This is a genomic window from Micromonospora sp. NBC_01739, from assembly GCF_035920385.1.
Classification (GTDB): domain Bacteria; phylum Actinomycetota; class Actinomycetes; order Mycobacteriales; family Micromonosporaceae; genus Micromonospora.
The window spans coordinates 3,401,650-3,424,424 of sequence record NZ_CP109151.1; the positions used below are offsets into that span (position 1 = coordinate 3,401,650).

Below are 22,775 nucleotides of genomic sequence, written 5' to 3' on the forward strand. Positions count from 1 at the left end.
CAACACCCCCTGATATCGACCCGGATATCACCCTTGCCGATTAATACGACCCTCCCCATCTGGTACGTCCAGTTCCGTCCGGATACGCGCGATCACCTCGTCGACCGTTCCCCGTCCGGTGAAGCCGGCGGCGAGGCGATGGCCGCCGCCACCCAGCGCCAGGGCCACCCGACTCACGTCGATCGCCCCCTTGCTGCGCAGGGACACCGCCCACTCGGCCACCCCGGTCTGCTTGACCACACAGCTGACGTCCGCCTCCGCGGTGCACCGGACCGGATCGATCAGGGCTTCCAACACGTACGGTCGCTGGTCGTGTCGCGCCAGGTCGTCCAGGGTGGCGTAGGTCCAGACCAGGCCGTGGCCGCCGGCGGCGGCAGGCTCCAACCGGGCCCGGCCCAGCACCTCACCGAAGAGACGCACCGCGCCGAAGGGGCGGTTGTCGAAGATCCGCCGGGAGATCTCGCCGGGACGGATGCCGGTGGCCAACAGGCGGGCCGCCATCTCGTGCACCGCCACGGTCGTCGCCTCGAACCGGAAGGAGCCGGTGTCCGTGCTCAACGCCACGTACAGACACTCGGCGATGCCGGGATCCAGGGAGACCCCGAGCCGGGCCAGCAACTCCTCCGCGACCACGGAGGTCGCCGCGGCGCCCGGGTCGATCAGGTTGACATCACCGAAGCCCGGGTTCGAGGCGTGATGGTCGAGGACCAGGGCGGTGCCCGGGCCGGTCAGCCGACCGGCCAGCTCGCCCAGCCGGGACTCACTGGCCGCGTCGAAGCAGATGACCAGATCCGGCTCCGGGTCGGCCTCCGTCGCCGGCACCAGCAGCTCCTGACCGGGCAGCCCTAGCAACGGCTCCGGTATCTCCAGCGGGCCGGGAAAGGTCGCCTGGAGCAGCCCCACCCCTAGCTGACGCAGCCCTAGCCCGAAGCCGAGCATGCTGCCCAGCGCGTCGCCGTCCGGGTTGATGTGGCAGATCAGCAGCACCCGACCATCGGGGGGCAACTGCCGCACGGCCGCCACCGCCGCCGCCCAGTCGGCCTCCACCGGGCCGGTCGAGGCCGTACCGACCGCCGAAGCCGCCAGGACCGCACCGGCGGAAGCCGGCCGGTACGGGGCCGAACCGCCGACCCCGGCCGGTCCCGGCGGCGCGGCCGTCTCGGTCGTGGCGCCGCCGGTCGGGGCGGTCACCGCCGGTCCCCGCCCCGGGCCTCGTCGACGTCGCCGGCCTCGGGCTCGCCGGAGTCCTCGTCGTCCTCGTCGTCCTCCAGGCGGTACGGCTGGGCGTCACCGGCGTACTCGGCCCGCGCCGCCAGGCGCTGCACCTCGGCGTCGGCGTTACGGGCCGCCGCCAGCAGGTCGTCGATGTGCTTGACCTGATCCTGCACGTTGTCCAGGACGAAGGTCAGAGTCGGCGAGTGGCGCAGACCCAGGGCCTTGCCGACCGTGCTGCGCAGCATGCCCTTGGCGCTGTCCAGGGCGGCGGCGGTGCCGGCCTGGGCAGCCGCGTCGCCGAGCACGGTGTAGAAGACCGTGGCATCGCGGAGATCGGCCGTGATCCGGGCGTCCGTGATGGTGATCATCCCGAGCCGGGGGTCCTTGATCTGGCTCCGCACCACCGACGCGACCAGTTCACGCACCCGCTCCGCGTGCCGGCGTACCTTGGCCGGATCCGTCATCTCGCCACCTCCACGGCGTGCCGCTACCGACCGGGCCGGTTGACGCCTACGTCACCGGGCCCGGGTCGGCCCTTAACACCTCGAACCCTACCCGCGGGGCACCCGGGCCCGCGCGGGCGGCCGACGGCCCGGACCACTGACGGTCAGTCCTCCTCGCCGTGTAGTCGGCGACGCACCGACAGCAGTTCGATCTCCGGCCGACCGGCCACCAGCCGTTCGCAGGAGTCGAGCACCTCACGGGCGTGGGCCGGCTCGGCGGCCACCACGGCCACCCCTATCTCCGCTCGCCCGTGCAGGTCGAGCGCGCCCACCTCGGCGGCCGAGACCTCGAAGCGGCGCAGCGCCGCCACGATCGGCCGTACGTAGGATCTCTTGGCCTTCAGCGACCGGGAGTCCCCCGGCAGCAGCAGGTCGAATACTGCGGTAGCGGTATACATCGTCTGCGGACACTACCCGCATCCCACCCCACATGATCAAGGGGTTTACGCCGCCCGGCGTAAACCCCTTGATCAGTGCGTCACCGCAGGATCAGGCGCGAACCTTCTCCCGCATCTCGAAGGTCTCGATCACGTCGCCGACCTGGACGTTGTTGTAACCACCCAGAGTCAGACCGCACTCGAAGCCCTCGCGGACCTCGGTCGCGTCGTCCTTGAACCGCTTGAGCGAGCTGATCGTGAGGTTGTCCGCCACGACCGCGCCGTCGCGCAGCAGGCGCGCCTTCGCGTTGCGCCGGATGACACCCGACCGGACGATGCAACCGGAGATGTTGCCGATCTTGGACGAGCGGAAGACGTCGCGGATCTCCGCGGTGCCCAGCTCGACCTCCTCGTACTCCGGCTTGAGCAGGCCCTTGAGCGCCGCCTCGATCTCCTCGATGGCCTGGTAGATGACGGTGTAGTACCGGATCTCCACGCCCTCGCGGTCGGCCATCTCGCGGACCTTGTTCGAGGCCCGCACGTTGAAGCCGATGATCGTGACCGGCTCGGACGAGGCGCTGGCGAGCATGACATTGCTCTCCGTGATCGCGCCGACGCCCCGGTCGAGGACCTTGAGCTGGACCTCCTCGGGGATGTCGAGGTTGAACAGCGCGTCCTCCAGGGCCTCCACCGAACCGGAGACGTCACCCTTGAGGATGAGGTTGAGCGAGGTCTTCTCGCCCTCCTTGAGCTGCTCCATGAGCGTCTCGAGGGTGGCCCGGCCACGGGAGTTGGCGAAGGACGCCGCCCGCCGCCGCGCCTGGCGCTGCTCGGCGATCTGCCGCACCGTACGGTCGTCCGCCGCAGCCAGGAAGGTGTCGCCCGCACCCGGCACCGCGGTCAGGCCGAGAACCATGACCGGACGCGCCGGACCGGCCTCGGTGAGCTGGTTGCCGTTCTCGTCGAGCATCGCCCGGACCCGGCCGTGCGCCCCACCGGCGACGATCGAGTCGCCCGCCCGCAGGGTGCCCTTCTGCACCAGCACGGTAGCCACCGCACCACGGCCCTTGTCCAGGTGCGCCTCGATGGCCACACCCTGCGCTGGCCCGTCGATCGGAGCGGTCAGCTCCAGCGACGCGTCGGCGGTGAGCAGCACCGCTTCGAGGAGTTCCTCGATGCCGATGCCGGGCTTCGCGGCCACGTTGACGAACATGGTGTCGCCGCCGTACTCCTCGGCGACCAGGCCGTACTCGGTCAGCTGCTGGCGGACCTTGTCCGGGTTGGCCTCCGGCTTGTCGACCTTGTTGACCGCGACCACGATCGGCACTTCCGCCGCCTTGGCGTGGTTGAGCGCCTCGATGGTCTGCGGCATCACGCCGTCGTCGGCCGCCACCACCAGGATCACGATGTCCGTGACCTGGGCACCACGGGCACGCATGGCGGTGAACGCCTCGTGACCCGGGGTGTCGATGAAGGTGACCGCCCGGTCCTCGCCCTCGTGCGGGACGTGGACCTGGTAGGCGCCGATGTGCTGGGTGATGCCACCGGCCTCGCCGGCCACCACGTTCGCCTTACGGATCGCGTCGAGCAGCTTGGTCTTACCGTGGTCGACGTGACCCATGACGGTCACCACCGGCGCACGGCTGACCAGGCGGTCCTCCGCGACCTCGGCGTCGAGGTCGATGTTGAACTGCGCGAGCAGCTCGCGATCCTCGTCCTCCGGGCTGACGATCTGCACGTTGAAGCCGAGGTGCTCACCCAGCAGCAGCAGGGTGTCGTCAGAGCAGGACTGGGTCGCGGTGACCATCTCGCCCAGGTTGAACATCTCCTGGACCAGCGAACCCGGGTTGGCGTTGATCTTGTCGGCGAAGTCCGACAGCGAGGCGCCCCGGGAGAGCCGGACCGTCTGCCCCTGACCCCGGGGAGCACCCGAGCTCATGGTCGGAGCCGACAGGTTGTCGAACTCCTGTCTGCGCTGCTTCTTGGACTTGCGACCACGGGTCGGCTTGCCACCCGGACGCCCGAAGGCACCGGCGGCGCCGCCGCCACGGCCACGGCCGCCGCCACCCGGACGCCCACCGCCACCGGCCGGCGCACCCGGGCGGAAACCGCCACCGGCACCGGCACCACCGCCGGGGCCGCCACGGTAGCCACCGCCACCGCCGCCACCACCGGGGCCACCGCGGTAGCCACCGCCACCGGCACCGCCGCCACCACCGGGACCGCCGCGGTAGCCGCCACCGGCACCGCCGCCACCACCGGGACGACCGGCACCGCCGCCACCACCGGGACGACCGGCACCGGGACCACCCGGACGACCGGGCCGCTGGCTCGGCATGGAGGCCGGGCTGGGCCGAGGCGGCATGGAGGCCGGGCTCGGCCGCGGCGGCATCGAGGACGGGCTGGGACGAGGTCCACCGGCACCGGCGGCCGGCGGACGCTGCTGCTGGCTGCCCTGGATGCCGAAGGGGTTGTTACCGGCACCCCGCGCCGGCGGACGGCCCTGCCGGCCACCCGGGCCGGGGGTCGGGCCGCCAGTGCGACCGGCGGCCGGGGAACCCGGACGCGGCGGCATGTTGCTGGGGCCGGGACGGGGACCCGGACGGGCGCCCCCTTCCGCCGGGGGCTCCCGGCGGACGTTGTCGCGCTGCTGCTGGCGGGCGGCCTGGGCGGCCTTGACCGCAGCCTCCTGCTCCGCCTTCAGCGCGGCCGCGCGCGCCTCCGCGGCGGCCACCTCGATGTCATGAGCACTCGCCGGCTTGGCGACCGGGGCCGCCGCGGGCGGCGGACCGGGCACCGGGGCCTTCGGCTTGGGCCCGGGCGCCGCCGGACGCCGCGGCGGCGTCGGCTTGGCGGTGATCCGGGGCTCGCCGGGGGTCGGCGAGGACGGGGTCGGTGCCGCCGGAGCTGGCGCGGCCGACGGCGCAGCCGTCGGAGCGCCGGCGCCGCCGGAGGCGACGAAGGCGCTGCGCAGCCGCCGGGCGACCGGCGCCTCGACGGTGCTCGACGCGGACTTCACGAACTCGCCCATTTCCTTCAACTTGGCGAGAACGGTCTTGCTTTCGACCCCGAGCTCTTTTGCAAGCTCGTGTACGCGGGCCTTACCTGCCACTGCACTCCTCACTCCGAGGTCGTGCGGGCAGCACCCGCAGCGACCTCACTCGTGCACTTGAAGCCTGGTCATTTCTGGGACTTCATCGTGTGCTCATGCTGGTCGTCCTACCTTGCTAGCGACCCTCGCCCGGTCGGGTGACCGGACGTGGTGGTTGACGCGTCAGGTACTCCGCGAGGGCTCCGTCATCGGGAGCCCCGGCGAGGCGCAGCGCACGCCCGAAGGCGCGGCGCCGCACTGCCTGCGCGAAGCAGGCCGGATCCGGGTGCATGTTCGCTCCCCGACCCGGCAGTCTGCGGGTCGGATCGGGCCGGAGGCTGTAGCCAGCCTCGTCATCGATCGCGACGATCCGCAGTAACTCATTGGCCGGCGCACGCCGTCGGCAACCCACACAGGTGCGCTCCGGCCGCGCGCGTCGTGCCACTGGTGGAAGTCTACCCCTAGCTGCCCGAGACCGCGCCGCCCGGTTCCCGGACCTGATCGGCTCCGGGGCGGCCGGCAGAGCCACTCTGCTCGGCGTCGGACCGGATGTCGATCCGCCATCCGGTCAAGCGGGCAGCAAGCCGGGCGTTCTGCCCTTCCCGCCCGATGGCGAGCGACAACTGGAAATCCGGAACGGTGACCCGGGCCGCCCGGTTCGCCAGGTCGACCACCTCCACCCGCAGGGCCTTGGCCGGGGAGAGGGCGTTGCCGACGAAGGTGGCCGGATCCTCCGACCAGTCGATGATGTCGATCTTCTCGCCGTGCAGCTCGCTCATCACCGCCCGGACCCGCTGGCCCATCGGGCCGATGCAGGCGCCCTTGGCGTTGACACCGGACACGGCGGAACGCACCGCGATCTTCGTACGGTGACCTGCCTCACGGGCGATCGCGCTGATCTCCACCGTGCCGTCGGCGATCTCCGGCACCTCCAGGGCGAACAGCTTCTTCACCAGGTTCGGATGGGTACGCGACAGGGTGATCTGCGGGCCGCGCATCCCCTTGGACACGTGCACCACCACGCACCGGATCCGCTCGCCGTGGGCGTACCGCTCCCCGGGCACCTGCTCCGACTGCGGCAGGACACCTTCCAGCTTGCCCAGGTCGACCGTGACGATGCCCTTCTCGGCCCGCGCCTCGTGCGCCTGGACCACCCCGGTCACCAGGTCGCCGTCACGGCCGACGTACTCACCGAAGTGCACCTCGTCGGTGGCCTCCCGCAACCGCTGGAGGATCACCTGCTTGGCGGTCATGGCGGCGATCCGACCGAAGTCGTGCGGGGTGTCGTCCCACTCCCGGGCGACGCCACCCTCCGGGTCCATCTCCTGGGCGTAGACCAGGGCCGCGCCGCTCTTGCGGTCGATCTCCACCCGAGCGTGCGACTGGGCACCCTCGGTGTGCCGGTACGCGGTCAGCAGTGCGGTCTCGATCGCCGCGAGGATCGTGTCGAACGGGATCTCCCGCTCGCGCTCGAGTGCGCGCAGCGCCGCGAGGTCGATATTCACCTCTCCTCGTCCTCCACATCGTCATCGTCATCGTCATCGTCGTCGACGTCTTCTGAATCGGGCAGTTCGTCCAGGCGGCTGAACTCGATCTGCACCCGCCCCGGGCCGAGGTCGGCGTACGGCCACGAGGCCCCCTCGCCGTCGACCTCCAACTCCACGGACTCCTCGTCCGCGGCCACCACCCGGCCGGTGACCTGCCGGTCGCTGGATTCCCCCGCCCCTCGGACGGTCACCCGGACCAACCGGCCGATGTTGCGCCGCCAGTGCCGGGGCAGGGTCAACGGCCGGTCCACCCCCGGTGAGCTGACCTCAAGCTGGTACTCCCCGGCGACGATGTCACCGCCGGTCTCCTCGGCCGCGTCCAGCGCCGCCGAGACCGCCCGGGAGATCTCCGCCACCGCGTCCAGGTTGATCCCGCCGTCCGCGTCGACGATCACCCGAACCACGTGTCGTCGACCGGCCCGGGACACGGACAGGTCCTCCAGGTCGTAGCCGGCGCCGTCGACGACCGGTGCGATCACCGCACGCAGTCGCTCCCGACGGGCGGCGAGGTCTCCTCGGGGACCCTGGCCGCCTCGCGGAGCCGGGCCGCCGCCACGGGGTCGTCCCGTCGTTCTGGTGGCACGGCCACGCTGCGTCATCTGTCCGACCCTTTCACTGCTCGCCGACTGCCATGCCGGCACGCCACCGGTGCGGACGCGCCGGTGGCTGCGCAGAGCGTAACGCGCCCACCGGAGGAGGACCCGAGCGGCGCACCGACGCCCACCGCCGTACACCGACCGTGTCGATGGTGTTGACTTGTCCGGTGGTGATGGGCAGAACGACTCGGCGGGAGGGATCCTCCCCGCCTCCCCGGCGCACCGTGCTGCGGGCGGGGGCCTTGCTGGTGCTCGGCGCAGCCGCCGCCCCGCTGACCGGCTGCGGCCTCCTGGACCGCGAGGACCCGCCACGGCCGGACCCCCTGGCCCCCCTGATCGAGGAGTCGTTGCGCCTAGCGGCCGGGCTCCGCACCACCGCCGAGGCCCATCCCGACCTGGCCGCCCGGCTGGTCCCCCTGGCCGAGACCCACGAGGCCCACGCCGACGAACTGGCCCGACTGACCGGTACGGCCCTTCCGTCGGCCGCGCCGTCCGGATCGGCCGCACCACCGTCACCCGAGCCTCCGGCGGACCGGGCAGCCGCCCTGTCCGCGCTGCGCAAGGCCGAACGGTCCGGCCGGGACTCGGCGACCGCAGCCTGCGCCGCCGCCCCGGCCGAGCGGGCCGCCCTGCTCGGCTCGATCGCCGCCGCGCGGGCCACCCACCTGGAGGCGCTCAAGTGACCGCACCCACCGGCACCGAGGACCCCCTGGTCGCCGCGCTGGCCGCCGAATACGCCGCGATCTGGGCGTACGGCCCGATCGGGGTACGGCTGGCCGACGCCGAACGCAAGGCCGCCGTCGAGGCGGAGGCCGCCCACCGCGGCCGACGCGACGCCCTGATCATGCAGTTGACCACCGGCGGCGGGGCTGTCCCACCGGACCGACCCGGTTACGCCCTGCCCTTCCCGGTGACCGACCGGGCCAGCGCCCTGCGGCTGGCGGTCGAGGTGGAGGAGCGCGCTGCGGCCTTCTGGCGGGCGGTGCTGCCGGCCAGCACGGGAGAGCAACGGGACCGGGCCCTGACCGCCCTGATCGACTACTCGGTGCGGGCGACCCGCTGGCGGCGGGCGGCCGGGATCACCCCGGTGACGGTGGCCTTTCCCGGCCGTCCCGGCTGAACCGACCCCGCCCGGGGGCGAAAATATGAACATCCGTAGTGGTCGGGGCGGCTTTGCGGTTGCGGTCCGGCATACCTGGTATGCATACTCCGCTACATGTCCATCCGCCACGGCCTGCTCGCCCTGCTCGAACGCGGCCAGATGTACGGCTACCAACTCCGGGCGGCGTTCGAGGAGTCGACCGGGTCTACCTGGCCGCTGAACATCGGTCAGGTCTACACGACCCTGTCGAGGCTGGAGCGCGACGGACTCGTCAGATCCCTGCCGGAGAGCGAGACCGGACAGCGGCCGTACGAGATCACCGACGCCGGGCGGGCGGACCTGGCGCTGTGGTTCGCCACCCCGATCAGCCGCACCGACCGCCCCCGTGACGAGCTGGCGATCAAGCTGGCCCTGGCGTTGACCACACCGGGGGTCGACGTCCGCGCCGTGGTGCAGAACCAACGCACCGCCACCATGCGTACCCTCCAGGAGTTGACCCGGTTGAAATACGCCAGCGACCGGCCGGAGGATCTGCCCTGGCGACTGGTGCTCGACGCGATGATGTTCCAGGCCGAAGCCGAGGTGCGCTGGCTCGACCACTGCGAGACCAGCCTGGCCCGGCACCGCCCCCCGGTCTCCGGCCCAGCGTCCCACTCGGAGGCGGTGGGCCACACGGGTGAGGAGGCCCGACGGTGAGTGCGGCGAACGACCCGAGACCCACCCTTTCCGACCAGGGTGTCCCGCCGGTGGACGGCGGATCCGGCGGGGATGACGCCACCGAGGCCGTGCTGGAGCTGCGGGAGGTGCACCGCACCCACGGCACCGGTCCGGCCGCCGTGTACGCGCTACGCGGAGTCAGTCTGGTCGTCCGACCCGGCGAACTGGTCGCCGTGATGGGCCCCTCCGGCTCCGGCAAGTCCACCCTGCTCACCCTGGCCGGCGGGCTGGACAGCCCGACCTCCGGTGAGGTGCGGGTGGAGGGCCAGCCGCTGCACGCGCTGGATCGCAGCGGCCTGGCGCGACTGCGGCGCCGCCGGATCGGCTACATCTTCCAGAACCTCAACCTGATCGGCAGCCTGACCGCGGTGGAGAATGTCGCACTCCCCCTGGAACTGGACGGTACGGGGGTACGTCGGGCTCGTCGATTGGCGCTGGAAGCCCTGACCGAGGTGGGCATGACGGAGTTGGGCGACCGCTTTCCGGATCAGCTCTCCGGCGGCCAGCAGCAGCGGTTGGCCATCGCCCGCGCGCTGGTCGGTGAGCGCCGCCTGGTCCTCGCCGACGAGCCGACCGGGGCGTTGGACTCACAGACCGGGGAGGCCGTGCTGCGGCTGCTGCGCCGCCGGGTCGACGCGGGCGCCGCCGGGGTGCTGGTCACCCATGAGGCCCGACACGCCGGCTGGGCGGACCGGGTGGTGTTCCTGCGCGACGGTGTGGCGGTCGACTCGACCGCCCCGCTGGTCGGCATCGAGGCCCTGCTCTCCGGCAGCGGCCGGTGAGCGACCAGGTCGACTCGAGGCTCGGCAAGGCGCGGACGGCGGAGTTCATCGGGTCGTGGCGGACCGCCCTGCGCATCGCCCGCCGGGAGACGAGACGGGCACGTGGGCGGACCGCCCTGGTGCTCGGCATGATCATTTTGCCGGTGCTGGCGCTCACCTTCGTAGCGGTCAGCGTGGACATGTCGCGGCTGACTCCCGCCGAGAGGCTGGACCGCACCCTGGCCGACGCGGACGCCCAACTGCGGGTGGTCAGCCGCGTCCCGATCAGACAGAGCGCCGACGGCAACGACTGGTGGCCGGCCGGCGAAGAGGTCGAGGAGAGCGAGGCCCTGGCGAAGGTCAGCGCGGACCAGGTGGCCGCGCTGCTGCCCGCCGGCAGCCGGGTCCTGCCGATCACCCACTGGGTGCCCTTCCCCGTCCGCGACGGTGACCGGGTCCGCGATCATCTGAACGCCACCGTGGTCGACCTGACCGACCCGCTGGGGCACGGACTGGCCCGGGTGCACGCCGGTCGGGTTCCGGCCGCTGCCGACGAGGTCGCGGTGAACCCGGCCACCCGGCGTCAACTCGACCTCGACCTCGGTGACCAGATCGCCGCCGGCAACAACAGCCGCAGCTGGACCGTCGTCGGAGTGGTCGAGTTCCCCGGACAGTTGAGCCCCGGGGTCGCCCTGCATCCCACCGGGTCACCGACGACCGCGGGGGGCGCCGACCCGAACTTCCTGGTGGACCTGCCCACCCCGATGACCGCCGAGTTGTTCCGCCAGCTCAATGAGCAGGGGGTCGTGGTCACCGCCCGTATCACCGCGACGCCGCCCACCGTCGTCGCCGACGGACGGTTCGACCTGGCCACGTCAGGCGAGGAGATCGGTAGCGGCCTGCTGGTCGCCGGGCTGGGTCTGCTGGAGGTGGTGCTGCTGGTCGGCCCGGCCTTCGCCGTCGGGGTACGCCGACGGCGGCGGGACCTGGCGCTGGTCTCGGTGGCCGGGGGTGATGCCGCCCAGCTCCGTCGGGTGGTGCTCGCCGACGGGGTGATCCTCGGCTGCATCGGCGCCGCGATCGGCATCGCCCTCGGGGTGGCCGTGGCCTTCGCCACCCGCCCGTTGGTCGAGGAGTTCATCGTCCAGCACCGTTTCGGGGGGTACCGGGTCTGGCCCGCTGCCCTGGTCGTGATCGGGCTGGTGGCGGTACTCGCCGGGGTGCTGGCGGCACTGGCCCCGGCCTGGACGGCCGCCCGACAGGACGTGGTGGCCGGGCTGGCCGGCCGGGGAACCCCGCCGGCGCGTCCACGCCGTTGGCTGGTCATCGGGGTACTGCTGTCCGTCGGCGGGGTGGGCGTGGCCGCCCTCGGTGCGGTGCTGACCTCACAGGCGATCATCCTGGCCGGGCTGCTGCTCGGTGAACTCGGGCTGGTCTTCGCCACCCCGACACTGGTCGGAATGGTGGCCCGGGCCGGCCGGTTCCTGCCGCTCGCCCCCCGGATCGCGCTACGGGACGCCAGCCGCAACCGTTCCTCTGCCGCCCCGGCCATCTCCGCGGTGATGGCCGCTGTCGCCGGCAGTGTCGCCCTGGGTCTCTTCCTCGCCAGTGAACAGGCCCGCGACGAGGAGCGGTTCCGGCCGATGCTGCCGGAGGGCAGCATCCTGGTCTGGGTCGACCAATGGCCCGAGACCCCCTCCCCGCCCACCCGCGCCGAGATCACCGGACCGGCCCGGGAGCACCTCGGCGCCCGGACGGTCGCCCCGCTGGTCACGGCCGGCTGCCTGCCCGAACACGAGGAGTGTCAGTTCAGCCCGGTGCTGCCGGCCGAGCGTGCCTGCCCCTGGCAGACGGAGCAGACCCTGAGCGAAGCCGACCAGCGTCGGGCCCGGGCCGACGACCGCTGCCAGGGCCCCCCGGACGCCTACTACGGCCCGTACTTCCAGGTCGCCGTGGACGACGGTGCGGCGTTGCCGATCCTCACCGGCACCGGGGCGGAGGAGACGGCCGCGGCCACTGCGGTGCTGCGGGCCGGCGGGGTGGTGGTGACCGACCCCCGGTACCTGCTGGACGGCCACGTGGAGCTGCGCTACCAGGAGAGCTCCGATGGCTCGCTGAGCGGCCACACCCGGTCGGTGATCGTTCCCGGCCACGCCGTGGACAACGACCTCGACAGCGACTGGGTCCTGCTCTCGCAGGCGGTGGCCGACCGGCTGGGGGTGGTCACCCGCCACGCCGGCTGGGCGATGGACGGGACGACCGATCGAGACCGCCACGAGCAGTTCACCGCCGCGATCCGTCCACTCGGGCCCCTCAGCGTGGAGACCCCGGACGACAGCCGGCACAGCGGCACCGTAGGGATGCTGCTCCTGCTGGCCGGGGTCTCCGCGGTGGTGACGGTGGGGGCCGCCGGAATAGCCACCGGCCTGGCTGCGGCCGAGGGCCGCGCCGACCTGTCCACCCTCGCCGCGGTCGGCGCCAGTCCAGGCGTACGCCGACTGCTCTCCCTGTGTCAGGCCGGCGTGATCGCCGTGCTGGGTTCCCTGCTGGGCATCATCGCCGGCCTCGGCGCTGCGTTGATCATCCTGTTCTTCACCAACCGGCAGTACGCGCAGGCCTGGCCGATCGAGCCGCCCTATCCGTTCGTCGTCCCCTGGCTCACCCTGGGCGTACTGGTGGTGGTGCCGCTGGTGGCGATGCTCGGGGCGGCCCTGTTCACCCGTTCCCGACTACCGGTGGAACGACGGCTGGACTGAAGTACGGCACACTGTGCGGATGTCCACACTGGGTTCCCTGGCCCGCCGACTCGGGCGGTACCGCTGGTTCGGTGCCGCCATGCGCCTGCTCGTCCCCGCCGACCGAATCGTCGGGCGACTGACCCGGGGCCGGGTGGTGGCGCTCGGGCTCGTACCGTCCCTGGTGATCACGACGACCGGCCGCCGCTCCGGCAAGCCCCGCAGCAACCCCCTGCTGTACATACCCGACGGCACGGGGTACGTGGTGATCGGTTCCAACTGGGGGCAGAAGCAACAACCGGCCTGGTCGCTCAACCTGCTGGCCAACCCCGAGGCCGAGGTCGACGTGGCGGGACGCCGCATCCCGGTACGCGCCGAGTTGGCCACCGGCGCCGAACGCGACCGCCTGTGGCAACTGCTCCTCGACGAATGGCCCGCCTACCAGGCCTACGTGGAACGAGCCGGCGACCGCCAGATCCGCATCTTCCGCCTAACCCCCACCCCCTAACCCCCACCCCCTCGCGCTGCCGCGCCACCCCGCAGCGCCCTTTTCGCGCCGATCTTGCACTTTTGGTCGCCGAAATGCGGCTTTCGCGGCTTATTCCCCGACACAAAGTGCAAGATCGGCGGGGGCAGGGCGCGCGGGGCGGGTGCGACGAGGGCGGGATGGGGAGGGAAGGAGGGGTTAGCCCAGGCCGCCTTGGACGCCGATCAGGGCGCCGATGGCGTAGGTGGCGGCTGCTGCGGCGGCGCCCAGGAGCAGTTGGCGCAGGCCGCCGGTCCACCAGCGGCGGGCGGTGAACCGGGCGACGACCGCACCGGCGATGAACAGACCCAACCCGCCGACCACCAGGGCCAGGGCCAGGCTGGTCGCACCGAGCAGGTACGGCAGCAGCGGCACCAGCGCGCCGACGGAGAAGCAGAGGAAGGAGGAGAAGGCGGCCGTCCAGGGGTTGGGCTGTTCGTCCGGGTTGACGCCCAGTTCCTCCTGTACGTGCACCCGCAGGGCGATCTCCGGGTTTTGGCGGATCGCCTCGGCCATCTGCTGGGCCAACTCGGGCGGCAGGCCTCGGCCCACCCAGATGTCGGCCAGTTCCTTGGCCTCGGCCTCGGGATGGCGTTCCAGTTCGCGACGTTCCTTGGCCACCTCGGCGGCGATCTGCTCGTTGGCGGACCGGACGCTGGTGTACTCACCCAGGGCCATCGAGATCGCGCCGGCCACCAGACCGGCGGTGCCGGTCAGCACGATGTTGCGCGGCGACACCCCGCCGCCGCCGACGCCCGCGATCAGGGCGATGTTGGTGACCAGTCCGTCCATCGCCCCGAACACGGCCGGCCGTAGCCAGCCGCCGGAGACGTCCGCGTGATGCGACTCCCTCAACGCCGCCGGGGTCTCGGTCACGGCAGGGTCAGGATCTCGTGACCATCCTCGGTCACCAGGATGGTGTGCTCGAATTGGGCGGTCCACTTGCGATCCTTGGTGACCACCGTCCAGCCGTCCTCCCAGAGGTCGTACTGGTGGGTGCCGAGAGTGATCATCGGCTCGATGGTGAAGGTCATGCCCGGCTCCATCACGTCGGTGGGCCGGGGACTGTCGTAGTGCGGGACGTACAGCCCGCTGTGGAAGGCCTCACCGATGCCGTGACCGGTGAAGTCGCGGACCACCCCGTAACCGAACCGCTTCGCGTACGACTCGATGACCCGACCGATGACGTTGATCTGGCGGCCCGGGGCGACCGCCCGGATGCCCCGCATCATCGCCTCGTGGGTCCGCTCGACCAGCAGTCGAGCCTCCTCGCTGACCTCACCGACGCAGAAGGTGGCGTCCGTGTCGCCGTGCACCCCGCCGATGTACGCGGTGACGTCGACATTGATGATGTCGCCGTCGGCCAGCACGGTGGAGTCGGGGATGCCGTGGCAGATCACCTCGTTGAGGCTGGTGCAGCAGGACTTCGGGAAGCCCCGGTAGCCCAGGGTCGAGGGGTAGGCGTCGTTGTCGACGAGGAACTCGTGCACCACCCGGTCGATCTCGTCGGTGGTGACTCCGGGCTTGCAGTGCTCCCCGGCTAGCTGCACCGCCTGGGCGGCGATCCGGCCGGCGATCCGCATCTTCTCGATGGTCTCCGGGGTCTGCACGTGGGAGCCCTGCCAGGGCTGGGGTGCCTTCTTACCGACGTACTCGGGCCGGGTGATGTGGGCGGGTACCGGCCGCCACGGGGAGAGCCTGCCTGGGGTCAGCGGCGCACGGACGGTCATGCCCGCAAGCCTATCGCCGCGCGCTCGGTGACCCCCACCACCGTCCAGGGCCATGAGTTGTTGCCACACCAGTTCGGCTGTGTCAAGGTGTCAGCGTGGATCAAGGGGGCACACCTCCCGTCTTCTCCGCCGTGGCGGAGACCGACGGTGATCACCTCATGGTGGTGGTCACCGGCGAGGTGGACATGGCGACCGCCGACACCATGCTCCAGACCGCGCTGCGGGAGCCGGCCGGGCGGATGACCCTGGACCTGCGGGCGGTCACCTTCTTCGACTCGGCGGCCATCCATGCGGTGGTCCGGCTCGCCGGCCACTACCCGCAGGCCCTGAGGGTGTTGCCCTCCCGCCAGGTGACCCGGGTGCTGGAGATCGCCGGCCTGAGCGGCCAGCCCTGGCTCACCCCAGGCTGACCGGCCGGACAGCCCCACCGCTCAGTCGGTCAACCGTCGGCGCAGGGTGACCTGGGTGCCGTTCGGGGTGTGCTCTACCGACAGCTCACCCAGGGCCCGGATCAGGGACAGTCCCCGGCCCCGGAAACCCGCCCCGGTCGACTCGCGCCACTGGCCGGTGTCCCGCACGGTCGCCACGACCTCCCGGTTCTCCACCGACACGGTGATCTCGATCACCGGCTCCACCGGGTCGACCGGATGCTCGATCGCGTTCGCCGCCGCCTCGGAGACCGCGACGGTCAGGTCGAACAGGTCGTTCTCGCTGACCTTGTGCCCGACCAGGAAGTCCTCCAGCCGCTTACGCAGCACACTCAGCCGGGTCGGGTCGGCCGGCAACCGCAGGGCGAACCGGTTCAGTTCGGTCGCCTCCAGAGCGAGCACGGCCACATCGTCCCGGCGCGGCCGGTCGGCGACCCGCTCAACCACCGCGTCCACCAGGTCCGCGACGTGTTCGCCCGGTCGGGCGGCGTCGGCCCGCAGTTGGGCCAGGGCCAGGTCGATGGCGACGTGCCGATCCTCGATCAGCCCGTCGGTGTAGAGCAGCAGCCGCTCACCGGCCCGCAGTTCACCGGAGACCGTCTCGTACCCGGCACCGGGGATGGCCCCGATCGGGGGCCCTAGCGCCCGGTCGTGCAGGAACTCCACCTCCCCGCCCCGGATGATCAGCGGGGAGGGATGCCCGGCGTTGGCGTAGCGCACCTGACCGGTGCGGGGGCTGAACCAGAGACAGAAGACCGTGGCGAAGGTACGCGACTCGGTGGAGTCCACCAGCCGGTTCAGCCGGGTCAGCGACTCCCCCGGATCGAAACCCTCCAGGACGTACGCCCGCAGCGCGTTACGCAGTTGGCCCATCGCCGCCGCGGCCGGTACCCCCTTGCCGACCACGTCACCGATCACCAGGACCAGTTCGTCCTCGTCCCGGGCGACCACGTCGTACCAGTCGCCGCCGACCTCGACATCGGCGCTGCCGGGCAGGTACCGGCTGGCCACCACCGTGCCGGGCAGGTGCGGCAGGGTACGGGGCAGCAGGCTGTGCTGCAGGGTGGTGGCGATACGGTGCTCGGCCTCGTAGAGCTGGGCGTTCTCCAGTCGTACCCCGACCAGCCGGGCCAGTTGGGTCAGGGCGGCCTCGTCCGTGCCGACGCCGTCCACGGAGGGCCGCCACACCCGCAGTTCCCCCAGTTGCCGGTTGGCGGCTCCGGTCAACGGCAGTACGAAGGAGGGCTCGGTCGGGGCGGCACCCCCGCCGTCGGCCTCGTACCGTGCCCCGCCGGCGTCGACCACCACCCGGACGGCCTCGGCGAGGCTGAGGGCGTGCCGGGCCGCGACCTGGAGCACCTCGGCCGTGGAGCGGGCGGTGTTCACCGCCACCGCGGCGTCGGCGAGGGCCCGCAACCCTCGGATGATCTGGCCACGCAACTGGCCCAGTTCCACATTGGCGCGGACCCGGGCGATCAACTCCTGCCCGGAGAAGGGCTTGGTCAGGTAGTCGTCCGCCCCGACCGACAGCCCGGCCACCTCCTCCGCCGAGCCGGCCCGGGCGGAGAGCAGGACGATCGGGACGTACCGGGTGCGGGGGTCCGCCCGCAGGGCGGCGACCAGGCCGAATCCGTCCATCCGGGGCATCATCACGTCGGTGAGCACCAGGTCGAAGGTGACCTCGGTGGCCAGCCGCAGGGCCTCGACACCGTCGGCGGCCGTCGTCACCTCCCAGGTCGCGAGCAGCCGGGCCACATGTTCGCGCAGGTCGGGGTTGTCGTCGACGACCAGGATGCGGCCCTGGGGTTCGACGGTGGCCGGTGCCGGGAGGGTGGGGGTGGTGTCACTGGTCCACCGCGCCGACTCGGCCTCGAAGAGGGGGGCCTGACGCGGCTCCCGCTCGGCGTCCTCGGTCTCGGCCACCCGGTCGGCGGGCAGGTGGGCGGTGCCGAACGGGATGGTGACCGCGAAGGTGCTGCCCTTGTCCACCTGGCTGCTCGCGCTGACCTGCCCGCCGTGCATCTCGGCCAACTCGCGGACCAGGGCCAGCCCGATCCCGGTGCCCTCGTGGCTGCGGGAGCGCACTCCCGGCACCCGGTGGAAGCGCTCGAAGACGTGCGGCAGTTCATCCGGGTGGATGCCCACACCGGTGTCGCTGACCTCCAGGCGGGCCACCCCGTCGACCGCCCGGACCCGGACCTGGATCTCGCCCTCGAAGGTGAACTTCACCGCGTTGGAGACCAGGTTGAGGACGACCTTCTCCCACATGTCCTGGTCGACGTAGACCGGCTCGGCCAACGGCGGACAGTCCACCACCAGGCGGATGCCGGTGCGCTCGGTGGCCGACCGGAAGGTGCTGACCAACCGGCTGGTGTAGTCGGCCAGGTCGGTCGGCTCGTAGTGGGCGGCCAGCCGACCGGACTCCAGCCGGGAGAAGTCCAGCACGGTGTTGACCAGCTTCAGCAGGCGCAGTCCGTTGCGGTGCATCATGGTGAGCCGCTGGGTGTACGCCGAGGGCAACGCCGGATCGGCGAGCATCTCCTCCAGCGGCCCCAGCACCAGGGTCAGCGGGGTACGGAACTCGTGGCTGACATTGGCGAAGAAGTTGGTCTTGGCCAGGTCCAGGGCGGCCAGTTCGGCGGCGCGGGCCCGCTCCTGCTCGTACGCCCGCTGTTTGCCGGCCGCCCGCGAGATCTGGGCGGCCACCAACTCGAAGAAGTCCAGGTAGTCGTCGGTGAAGGGCAGCCGGCGGGCCACCCCGAGCACCAGCACCCCGGCGGGCTCGTTCGTCGCACTGATGGGCAGCACCACCATCTGGTCGGCGGCCCCGGCGGGCACCCGGCCGAGCAGGTCGACGGTGGGCACCGTGGCGGCGACCCCGGTCTTCGCCACCTCGACCAGCCGGCTGGGTGGGTCCAGGGGTGCGTCGTCCAACCCGGCTACCCCGGCCTGTTGCAGGCGCCCGTCGCCGGCGTCGAGATAGAGCAGCCCGAAGGGTACGTCGGCCCGATGCCGGTCGAGTACGGCGGTGACGGCCCGACCGAGATCCTCGATGCTGCCCGGGTCGGCCAGTTCCGACCCGAGTTCGGCCAGGGTCCGCAGCCGCCGCTCACCGAGCACCCGGCCGGTGGTCTCACTACAGATGCACAGCACGCCGTGGATCGCCCCGTCCGCGCCGCGGATCGGGTCGTAGGAGACGTCGAAGTAGACGTCCTCGACGAAGCCGTGCCGGTTGAGCAGGAAGTGGTGGTCCTGTGCCTGGTACGCCTCGCCGTCGCGCAGCACCCCGGCCAGCAGCGGCCCCAGCACCTCCCAGGTCTCCGCCCAGTGCTCCCGGGCCGGTTGCCCGAGCACGGCGGGATGCTTGTCGCCGATGGTCGGCCGGTAGGCGTCGTTGTAGAAGGCGCGCAGTTCCTCGCCCCAGAACACGACGATCTGGGCCTTGGAGGCGAGCATGGTGCTCAGGGCGTTGTGCAGCGTGTCCGGCCACTGGTGCGGGCCGCCCAGCGGGCTGGCCGACCAGTCATGGTCACGTAGCAGCCTGCCCATCTCGCCGCCACCGGCGAAGGCCGCCGCGAGCAGAGGCGGGATCCCGCCGTCCGTACCGGACGGATGACTCCCGCCCCCCACACCCCCCTGGGCCGAGTTCATGCAGCCTCCCGGCCGTCCACATGCGCTCCGATCATCCTGCCGCGTTCCGCTTCTACCCCGAAGGACCAGCAACGTAACGCATCAGAGCCATTGGACGCTGCGGAGCGTCGTCGCACCTCCGACACCACCGGGACCGATCACCGTCGGCACCGGGGAGATCACAGCGGGGTGACGTACGCTCCGGTGATCCCGCCGTCGACCACGAACTGGGCGGCGGTCATGAACGAGGCGTCGTCGCTGGCCAGGAAGGCCACCGCGGCGGCGATCTCGCTGGGCTCGCCGAAACGCCCCATCGGCACGTGCACCAGCCGACGGGCGGCGCGTTCCGGGTCGGCCGCGAACAGTTCCCGCAGCAGGGGGGTGGCCACCGGCCCGGGGCACAGGGCGTTGACCCGGATGCCCTCCCGGGCGAACTGCACGCCCAACTCCCGGGTCAGCGCCAGCACCCCGCCCTTGCTGGCGGTGTAGGCGATCTGCGAGGTCGCCGCACCCATCAGGGCCACGAAGGAGGCCGTGTTGATGATCGACCCCCGGCCCTGCCGACGCATGTGCGGGATCACGTACTTGCAGCAGAGGTAGACGCTCGTGGTGTTGACCCGCAGCACCCGTTCCCATGCCTGGAGGCCGGTCTCCAGGATCGAGTCGTCCTCCGGCGGGGAGATGCCGGCGTTGTTGAAGGCGATGTCCACCCGACCGTACCGCTCGACCACTCCGTCGAAGAGGGCCCGCACCGCCGCCTCGTCGGCCACGTCGGCCGCCACGAAGCTGCCGTCGACCTCCTCGGCGGCCCGGCTACCGGCCTCGGCGTCGATGTCGACACAGACCACCTTCGCCCCCTCGGCGGCGAACCGGCGTACCGTGGCCAGCCCGATCCCGCTGGCCGCTCCGGTGACCACGGCGACCCGATCCTGCAAGCGTCCCGGCATACTCACTCCTCCGTACTGATGAACACGTTCTTGACCTCGGTGAAGGCGTGCAGGGCGTCCGGTCCCAACTCCCGCCCCAGCCCGGAACGCTTCATCCCGCCGAAGGGGGTCCAGTACCGCACCGAGGAGTGCGAGTTGACGCTGAGGTTGCCGGCCTCGATCCCCCGGGCCACCCGCAACGCCCGGCCCACCTCCCGGGTCCAGATCGAGCCGGACAGGCCGTACTCGGTGTCGTTGGCCAGCCGGATCGCCTCCGCCTCGTCGTCGAAGGGGAGCACGGAGACCACCGGACCGAAGATCTCCGCCCGCCAGTGCGGGTCGGCCGGCGAGTCGGCGAACAGCACCGTCGGGGGGTACCAGTAGCCGGGGCCGCTGGGGCATCCGCCGGTGAAGGCGACCCGGGCGCCCTCGACATGCCCGGCGACCCGGTCCCGGTGTCCCGCCGAGACCAGGGGGCCCATCTCGGTGTCCTCGGCGGCCGGGTCACCGACCCGGAAGGCCCGTACCGCCGGTTCGAGCAGTTCGAGGAAGCGGTCGTGGACCGACCGCTGCACCAGCAGCCGGGAGCGGGCGCAGCAGTCCTGGCCGGCGTTGTCGAAGACGGCGTACGGCGCGGTGGCCGCCGCCCGTTCCAGGTCCGCGTCGGCGAAGATCACGTTCGCGGACTTGCCGCCCAGCTCCAGGGTCAGCCGCTTCACCTGGGCCGCACAACCGGCCATGATCCTGGTGCCGACCTCGGTGGAACCGGTAAAGACGATCTTGCGTACGGCGGGGTGGGTGACGAACCGTTCGCCGACCACCTCACCCCGACCGGGCAGTACGGTGAACACCCCCTCGGGCAGGCCCGCCTCCAGTGCCAAATCGGCCAGCCGCAGCGCGGTCAACGGGGTCCACTCGGCGGGCTTGAGCACGACCGTGTTGCCGGCGGCCAGGGCCGGGGCGAAGCCCCAGGCGGCGATGGGCATCGGGAAGTTCCACGGCACGATCACCCCGACCACCCCCAGCGGCTCGTGGAAGGTGACATCGAGCCCACCCGGCACCGGGATCTGCCGCCCGGTCAGCCGCTCCGGGGCACCGGCGTAGTAGTCGAGCACGTCCCGCACATTGCCCGCCTCCCAGCGAGCATTGCCGATGGTGTGCCCGGCATTGCGCACCTCCAGCCCCGCAAGCTCCTCCAGATGCGCATCCACCACCGCTGCGAACCGCCGAAGAATCCGCCCCCGCTCCCCCGGCGCCACCCCCCGCCACCCCTCGAAGGCCCGCACCGCCCGCTCAACCGCCGCATCCACCTCCCCCACCGAACACTGCGCAACCTCCCCCAACACCACCCCCCGCGCCGGATCCCAAACCACCCCCACGCCTACCCCTCCCTCTCCCTAACCCGCCCTCGCCCGCCCTCGCCCGCCCCGTCGATCTTGCACTTTTGGTCGGGACAAAAGCCGCTAACCACTGCAAATCAGCGACCACAAGTGCAAGATCGCGGCGGAGAGAAGAAGGGGCGGGTCAGAGGCGTTCGAAGCCACGGGCGAGTTCCCAGTCAGTGACGGCGGCGTCGAAGGCGGACAGTTCGACGCGGGCCATGTTGGCGTAGTGGGCCACCACCTCGGCGCCGAAGGCTTCGCGGGCCACGGTGGAGGACTCCCAGAGGGTGAGGGCGTCGCGCAGGGTGCCGGGGACCCGCTCGGCATCGGCGTCGTCGTAGGCGTTGCCGGTGCACTCCTGCTCCAGGTCCAACTCCTGCTCGATGCCGTGCACCGCCCCCGCCACCAGCGCCGCGATCGCCAGATAGGGGTTCACGTCGGCACCGGGCACCCGGTTCTCCACCCGCATCCCCTGGCCGTGCCCCACCAGCCGCAGGGCGCAGGTGCGATTGTCCGTACCCCAGCGCAGGGCGGTCGGGGCGAACGAGCCCGGCTGGTACCGCTTGTAGGAGTTGATGTTCGGGGCGAAGAACAGGCTCAGCTCACGCATGGTGGCGAGCAGCCCGGCCAGCACCCGCTGCCCGGTGACACTCAGGTACGCCGGGCCGTCGCCGAGCATCGCCGAGCCGCCGGAGGCGTCCCGCAGCGAGAAGTGGATGTGGCAGGAGTTGCCCTCCCGGGCGTTCGCCTTGGCCATGAAGGTGATCGACATGCCCTCCTGGGCGGCGATCTCCTTGGCCCCGTTCTTGTAGATCACATGGTGGTCGGCGCAGGCCACCGCCTCGTCGTACCGGAAGGCGATCTCGTGCTGGCCCAGGTTGCACTCGCCCTTGGCGCTCTCCGGGGTCAGCCCGGCCCCGGCCATCTGGTTGCGGATGCGCCGCAGCAGCGGCTCGACCCGGGCGGTACCCAGCAGCGAATAGTCCACGTTGTACTGGTTGGCCGGGGTCAGGTCCCGGTAGCCCCGCGCCAGCGCCTGCTCGTACGAGTCACGGAACAGCACAAACTCCAACTCCGTGCCGGCGTACGCGGTCAGCCCGTGCGCGGCCAGGCGGTCCAGTTGACCGCGCAGGATCTGCCGGGGCGAGGCGACAACCGGACCGGCCCCGTCGGGCCACTCCAGGTCGGCCAGGAGCATGGCGGTGCCGGGCTGCCAGGGCACCCGGCGCAGGGTGTCGAAGTCCGGCTTCATCACGAAGTCGCCGTACCCGCGTTCCCAGCTCGACATCGCGTACCCGTCGACCGTGTTCATGTCGACGTCCACGGCCAGCAGGTAGTTGCACCCCTCGCTGCCGTGGGCCACCACCTGATCGAGGAAGTACGGGGCGTGGAACCGTTTGCCCTGCAAACGCCCCTGCATGTCGACGAGCGCCAGGGCCACCGTGTCGATCTCGCCCTCGGCGACGGCGACCCGCAGTTGTTCCAGCGTGAGCGGAGCTCTCCTCATCC

Annotated in this window: 20 protein-coding genes; 7 read left to right on the plus strand and 13 right to left on the minus strand. The window is 71.7% G+C overall.

Annotated elements, in window-relative coordinates; translation table 11 throughout:
* Positions 1–27: 27 nt before the first annotated feature.
* From OIE53_RS15095 to rimP, 7 genes are all read right to left on the minus strand, one after another.
* Positions 28–1,086, minus strand: coding sequence for a DHH family phosphoesterase (locus OIE53_RS15095; protein ID WP_327027224.1), 1,059 nt, complete (start codon positions 1,084–1,086; stop codon positions 28–30).
* Between the two features lie 101 nt (positions 1,087–1,187).
* Positions 1,188–1,679, minus strand: a complete 492-nt coding sequence (rbfA, locus tag OIE53_RS15100; RefSeq protein ID WP_327022187.1) for a 30S ribosome-binding factor RbfA — start codon at positions 1,677–1,679, stop codon at positions 1,188–1,190.
* A 143-nt stretch (positions 1,680–1,822) separates the two neighbouring features.
* Positions 1,823–2,116, minus strand: coding sequence for a DUF503 domain-containing protein (locus tag OIE53_RS15105; RefSeq protein WP_327022188.1), 294 nt, complete (start codon positions 2,114–2,116; stop codon positions 1,823–1,825).
* A 91-nt stretch (positions 2,117–2,207) separates the two neighbouring features.
* Positions 2,208–5,207, minus strand: coding sequence for a translation initiation factor IF-2 (infB, locus tag OIE53_RS15110; RefSeq protein ID WP_327022189.1), 3,000 nt, complete (start codon positions 5,205–5,207; stop codon positions 2,208–2,210).
* 115 nt (positions 5,208–5,322) lie between these two features.
* Entirely contained in the window at positions 5,323–5,715 is a 393-nt protein-coding gene (locus OIE53_RS15115; protein WP_393337127.1) for a YlxR family protein, read from the minus strand.
* Positions 5,648–6,691 carry a transcription termination factor NusA gene (gene nusA / locus OIE53_RS15120; RefSeq protein WP_327022190.1) on the minus strand — a complete coding sequence of 348 codons (1,044 nt, stop codon included), beginning with the start codon at positions 6,689–6,691 and terminating at the stop codon, positions 5,648–5,650. Before nusA ends, OIE53_RS15115 begins: the two co-directional genes overlap by 68 nt.
* A complete protein-coding gene (gene rimP, locus OIE53_RS15125) occupies positions 6,688–7,332 on the minus strand; it encodes a ribosome maturation factor RimP (RefSeq protein WP_327022191.1) in 645 nt (214 codons plus the stop codon). The genes nusA and rimP overlap by 4 nt, the downstream gene beginning before the upstream one ends.
* 221 nt (positions 7,333–7,553) lie before the next feature.
* On the opposite strand from rimP, the gene OIE53_RS15130 reads away from it, so the two are divergent.
* The 6 genes from OIE53_RS15130 to OIE53_RS15155 all read left to right on the plus strand — a co-directional run bounded on the left by OIE53_RS15130 (position 7,554) and on the right by OIE53_RS15155 (position 13,152).
* Positions 7,554–8,012: a hypothetical protein gene (locus OIE53_RS15130; protein ID WP_327027225.1), complete on the plus strand. Its 459-nt coding sequence runs from the start codon at positions 7,554–7,556 to the stop codon at positions 8,010–8,012.
* The gene (locus tag OIE53_RS15135; RefSeq protein ID WP_327022192.1) at positions 8,009–8,449 is read left to right on the plus strand and encodes a ferritin-like domain-containing protein; all 441 of its coding nucleotides are present in this window, start codon (positions 8,009–8,011) and stop codon (positions 8,447–8,449) included. The genes OIE53_RS15130 and OIE53_RS15135 overlap by 4 nt, the downstream gene beginning before the upstream one ends.
* Before the next feature lie 96 nt (positions 8,450–8,545).
* Complete coding sequence (locus tag OIE53_RS15140; protein ID WP_327022193.1) at positions 8,546–9,127, plus strand: PadR family transcriptional regulator; 582 nt, start codon at positions 8,546–8,548, stop codon at positions 9,125–9,127.
* A gap of 50 nt (positions 9,128–9,177) precedes the next feature.
* Positions 9,178–9,930: an ABC transporter ATP-binding protein gene (locus OIE53_RS15145; protein ID WP_327027226.1), complete on the plus strand. Its 753-nt coding sequence runs from the start codon at positions 9,178–9,180 to the stop codon at positions 9,928–9,930.
* Positions 9,927–12,665 carry an FtsX-like permease family protein gene (locus OIE53_RS15150; protein WP_327022194.1) on the plus strand — a complete coding sequence of 913 codons (2,739 nt, stop codon included), beginning with the start codon at positions 9,927–9,929 and terminating at the stop codon, positions 12,663–12,665. Before OIE53_RS15145 ends, OIE53_RS15150 begins: the two co-directional genes overlap by 4 nt.
* 19 nt (positions 12,666–12,684) lie before the next feature.
* Positions 12,685–13,152, plus strand: a complete 468-nt coding sequence (locus OIE53_RS15155) for a nitroreductase family deazaflavin-dependent oxidoreductase (protein WP_327022195.1) — start codon at positions 12,685–12,687, stop codon at positions 13,150–13,152.
* A 177-nt stretch (positions 13,153–13,329) separates the two neighbouring features.
* Here the strand turns inward: OIE53_RS15155 and OIE53_RS15160 are convergent, their stop codons facing one another.
* Both OIE53_RS15160 and map read right to left on the minus strand, forming a co-directional pair.
* Positions 13,330–14,046: a VIT1/CCC1 transporter family protein gene (locus OIE53_RS15160; protein WP_327022196.1), complete on the minus strand. Its 717-nt coding sequence runs from the start codon at positions 14,044–14,046 to the stop codon at positions 13,330–13,332.
* Positions 14,043–14,900, minus strand: coding sequence for a type I methionyl aminopeptidase (map, locus tag OIE53_RS15165; protein ID WP_327022197.1), 858 nt, complete (start codon positions 14,898–14,900; stop codon positions 14,043–14,045). Before map ends, OIE53_RS15160 begins: the two co-directional genes overlap by 4 nt.
* Positions 14,901–14,995: 95 nt before the next feature.
* On the opposite strand from map, the gene OIE53_RS15170 reads away from it, so the two are divergent.
* Positions 14,996–15,310: an STAS domain-containing protein gene (locus OIE53_RS15170; RefSeq protein WP_327022198.1), complete on the plus strand. Its 315-nt coding sequence runs from the start codon at positions 14,996–14,998 to the stop codon at positions 15,308–15,310.
* Between the two features lie 21 nt (positions 15,311–15,331).
* Here OIE53_RS15170 and OIE53_RS15175 read toward each other — a convergent pair whose 3' ends face one another.
* The 4 genes from OIE53_RS15175 to OIE53_RS15190 all read right to left on the minus strand — a co-directional run bounded on the left by OIE53_RS15175 (position 15,332) and on the right by OIE53_RS15190 (position 22,773).
* On the minus strand, positions 15,332–18,979 hold the full coding sequence (locus OIE53_RS15175) for a SpoIIE family protein phosphatase (protein ID WP_327022199.1): 3,648 nt from the start codon (positions 18,977–18,979) through the stop codon (positions 15,332–15,334).
* A gap of 158 nt (positions 18,980–19,137) precedes the next feature.
* The gene (locus tag OIE53_RS15180) at positions 19,138–19,905 is read right to left on the minus strand and encodes a 3-oxoacyl-ACP reductase (protein WP_327022200.1); all 768 of its coding nucleotides are present in this window, start codon (positions 19,903–19,905) and stop codon (positions 19,138–19,140) included.
* A 2-nt stretch (positions 19,906–19,907) separates the two neighbouring features.
* The gene (locus tag OIE53_RS15185) at positions 19,908–21,263 is read right to left on the minus strand and encodes an aldehyde dehydrogenase family protein (RefSeq protein ID WP_442791345.1); all 1,356 of its coding nucleotides are present in this window, start codon (positions 21,261–21,263) and stop codon (positions 19,908–19,910) included.
* Positions 21,264–21,408: 145 nt separating this feature from the next.
* Positions 21,409–22,773 (minus strand): glutamine synthetase family protein, encoded by a 1,365-nt coding sequence (locus OIE53_RS15190; RefSeq protein ID WP_327022201.1) that lies wholly within the window; start codon positions 22,771–22,773, stop codon positions 21,409–21,411.
* Positions 22,774–22,775: the final 2 nt, after the last annotated feature.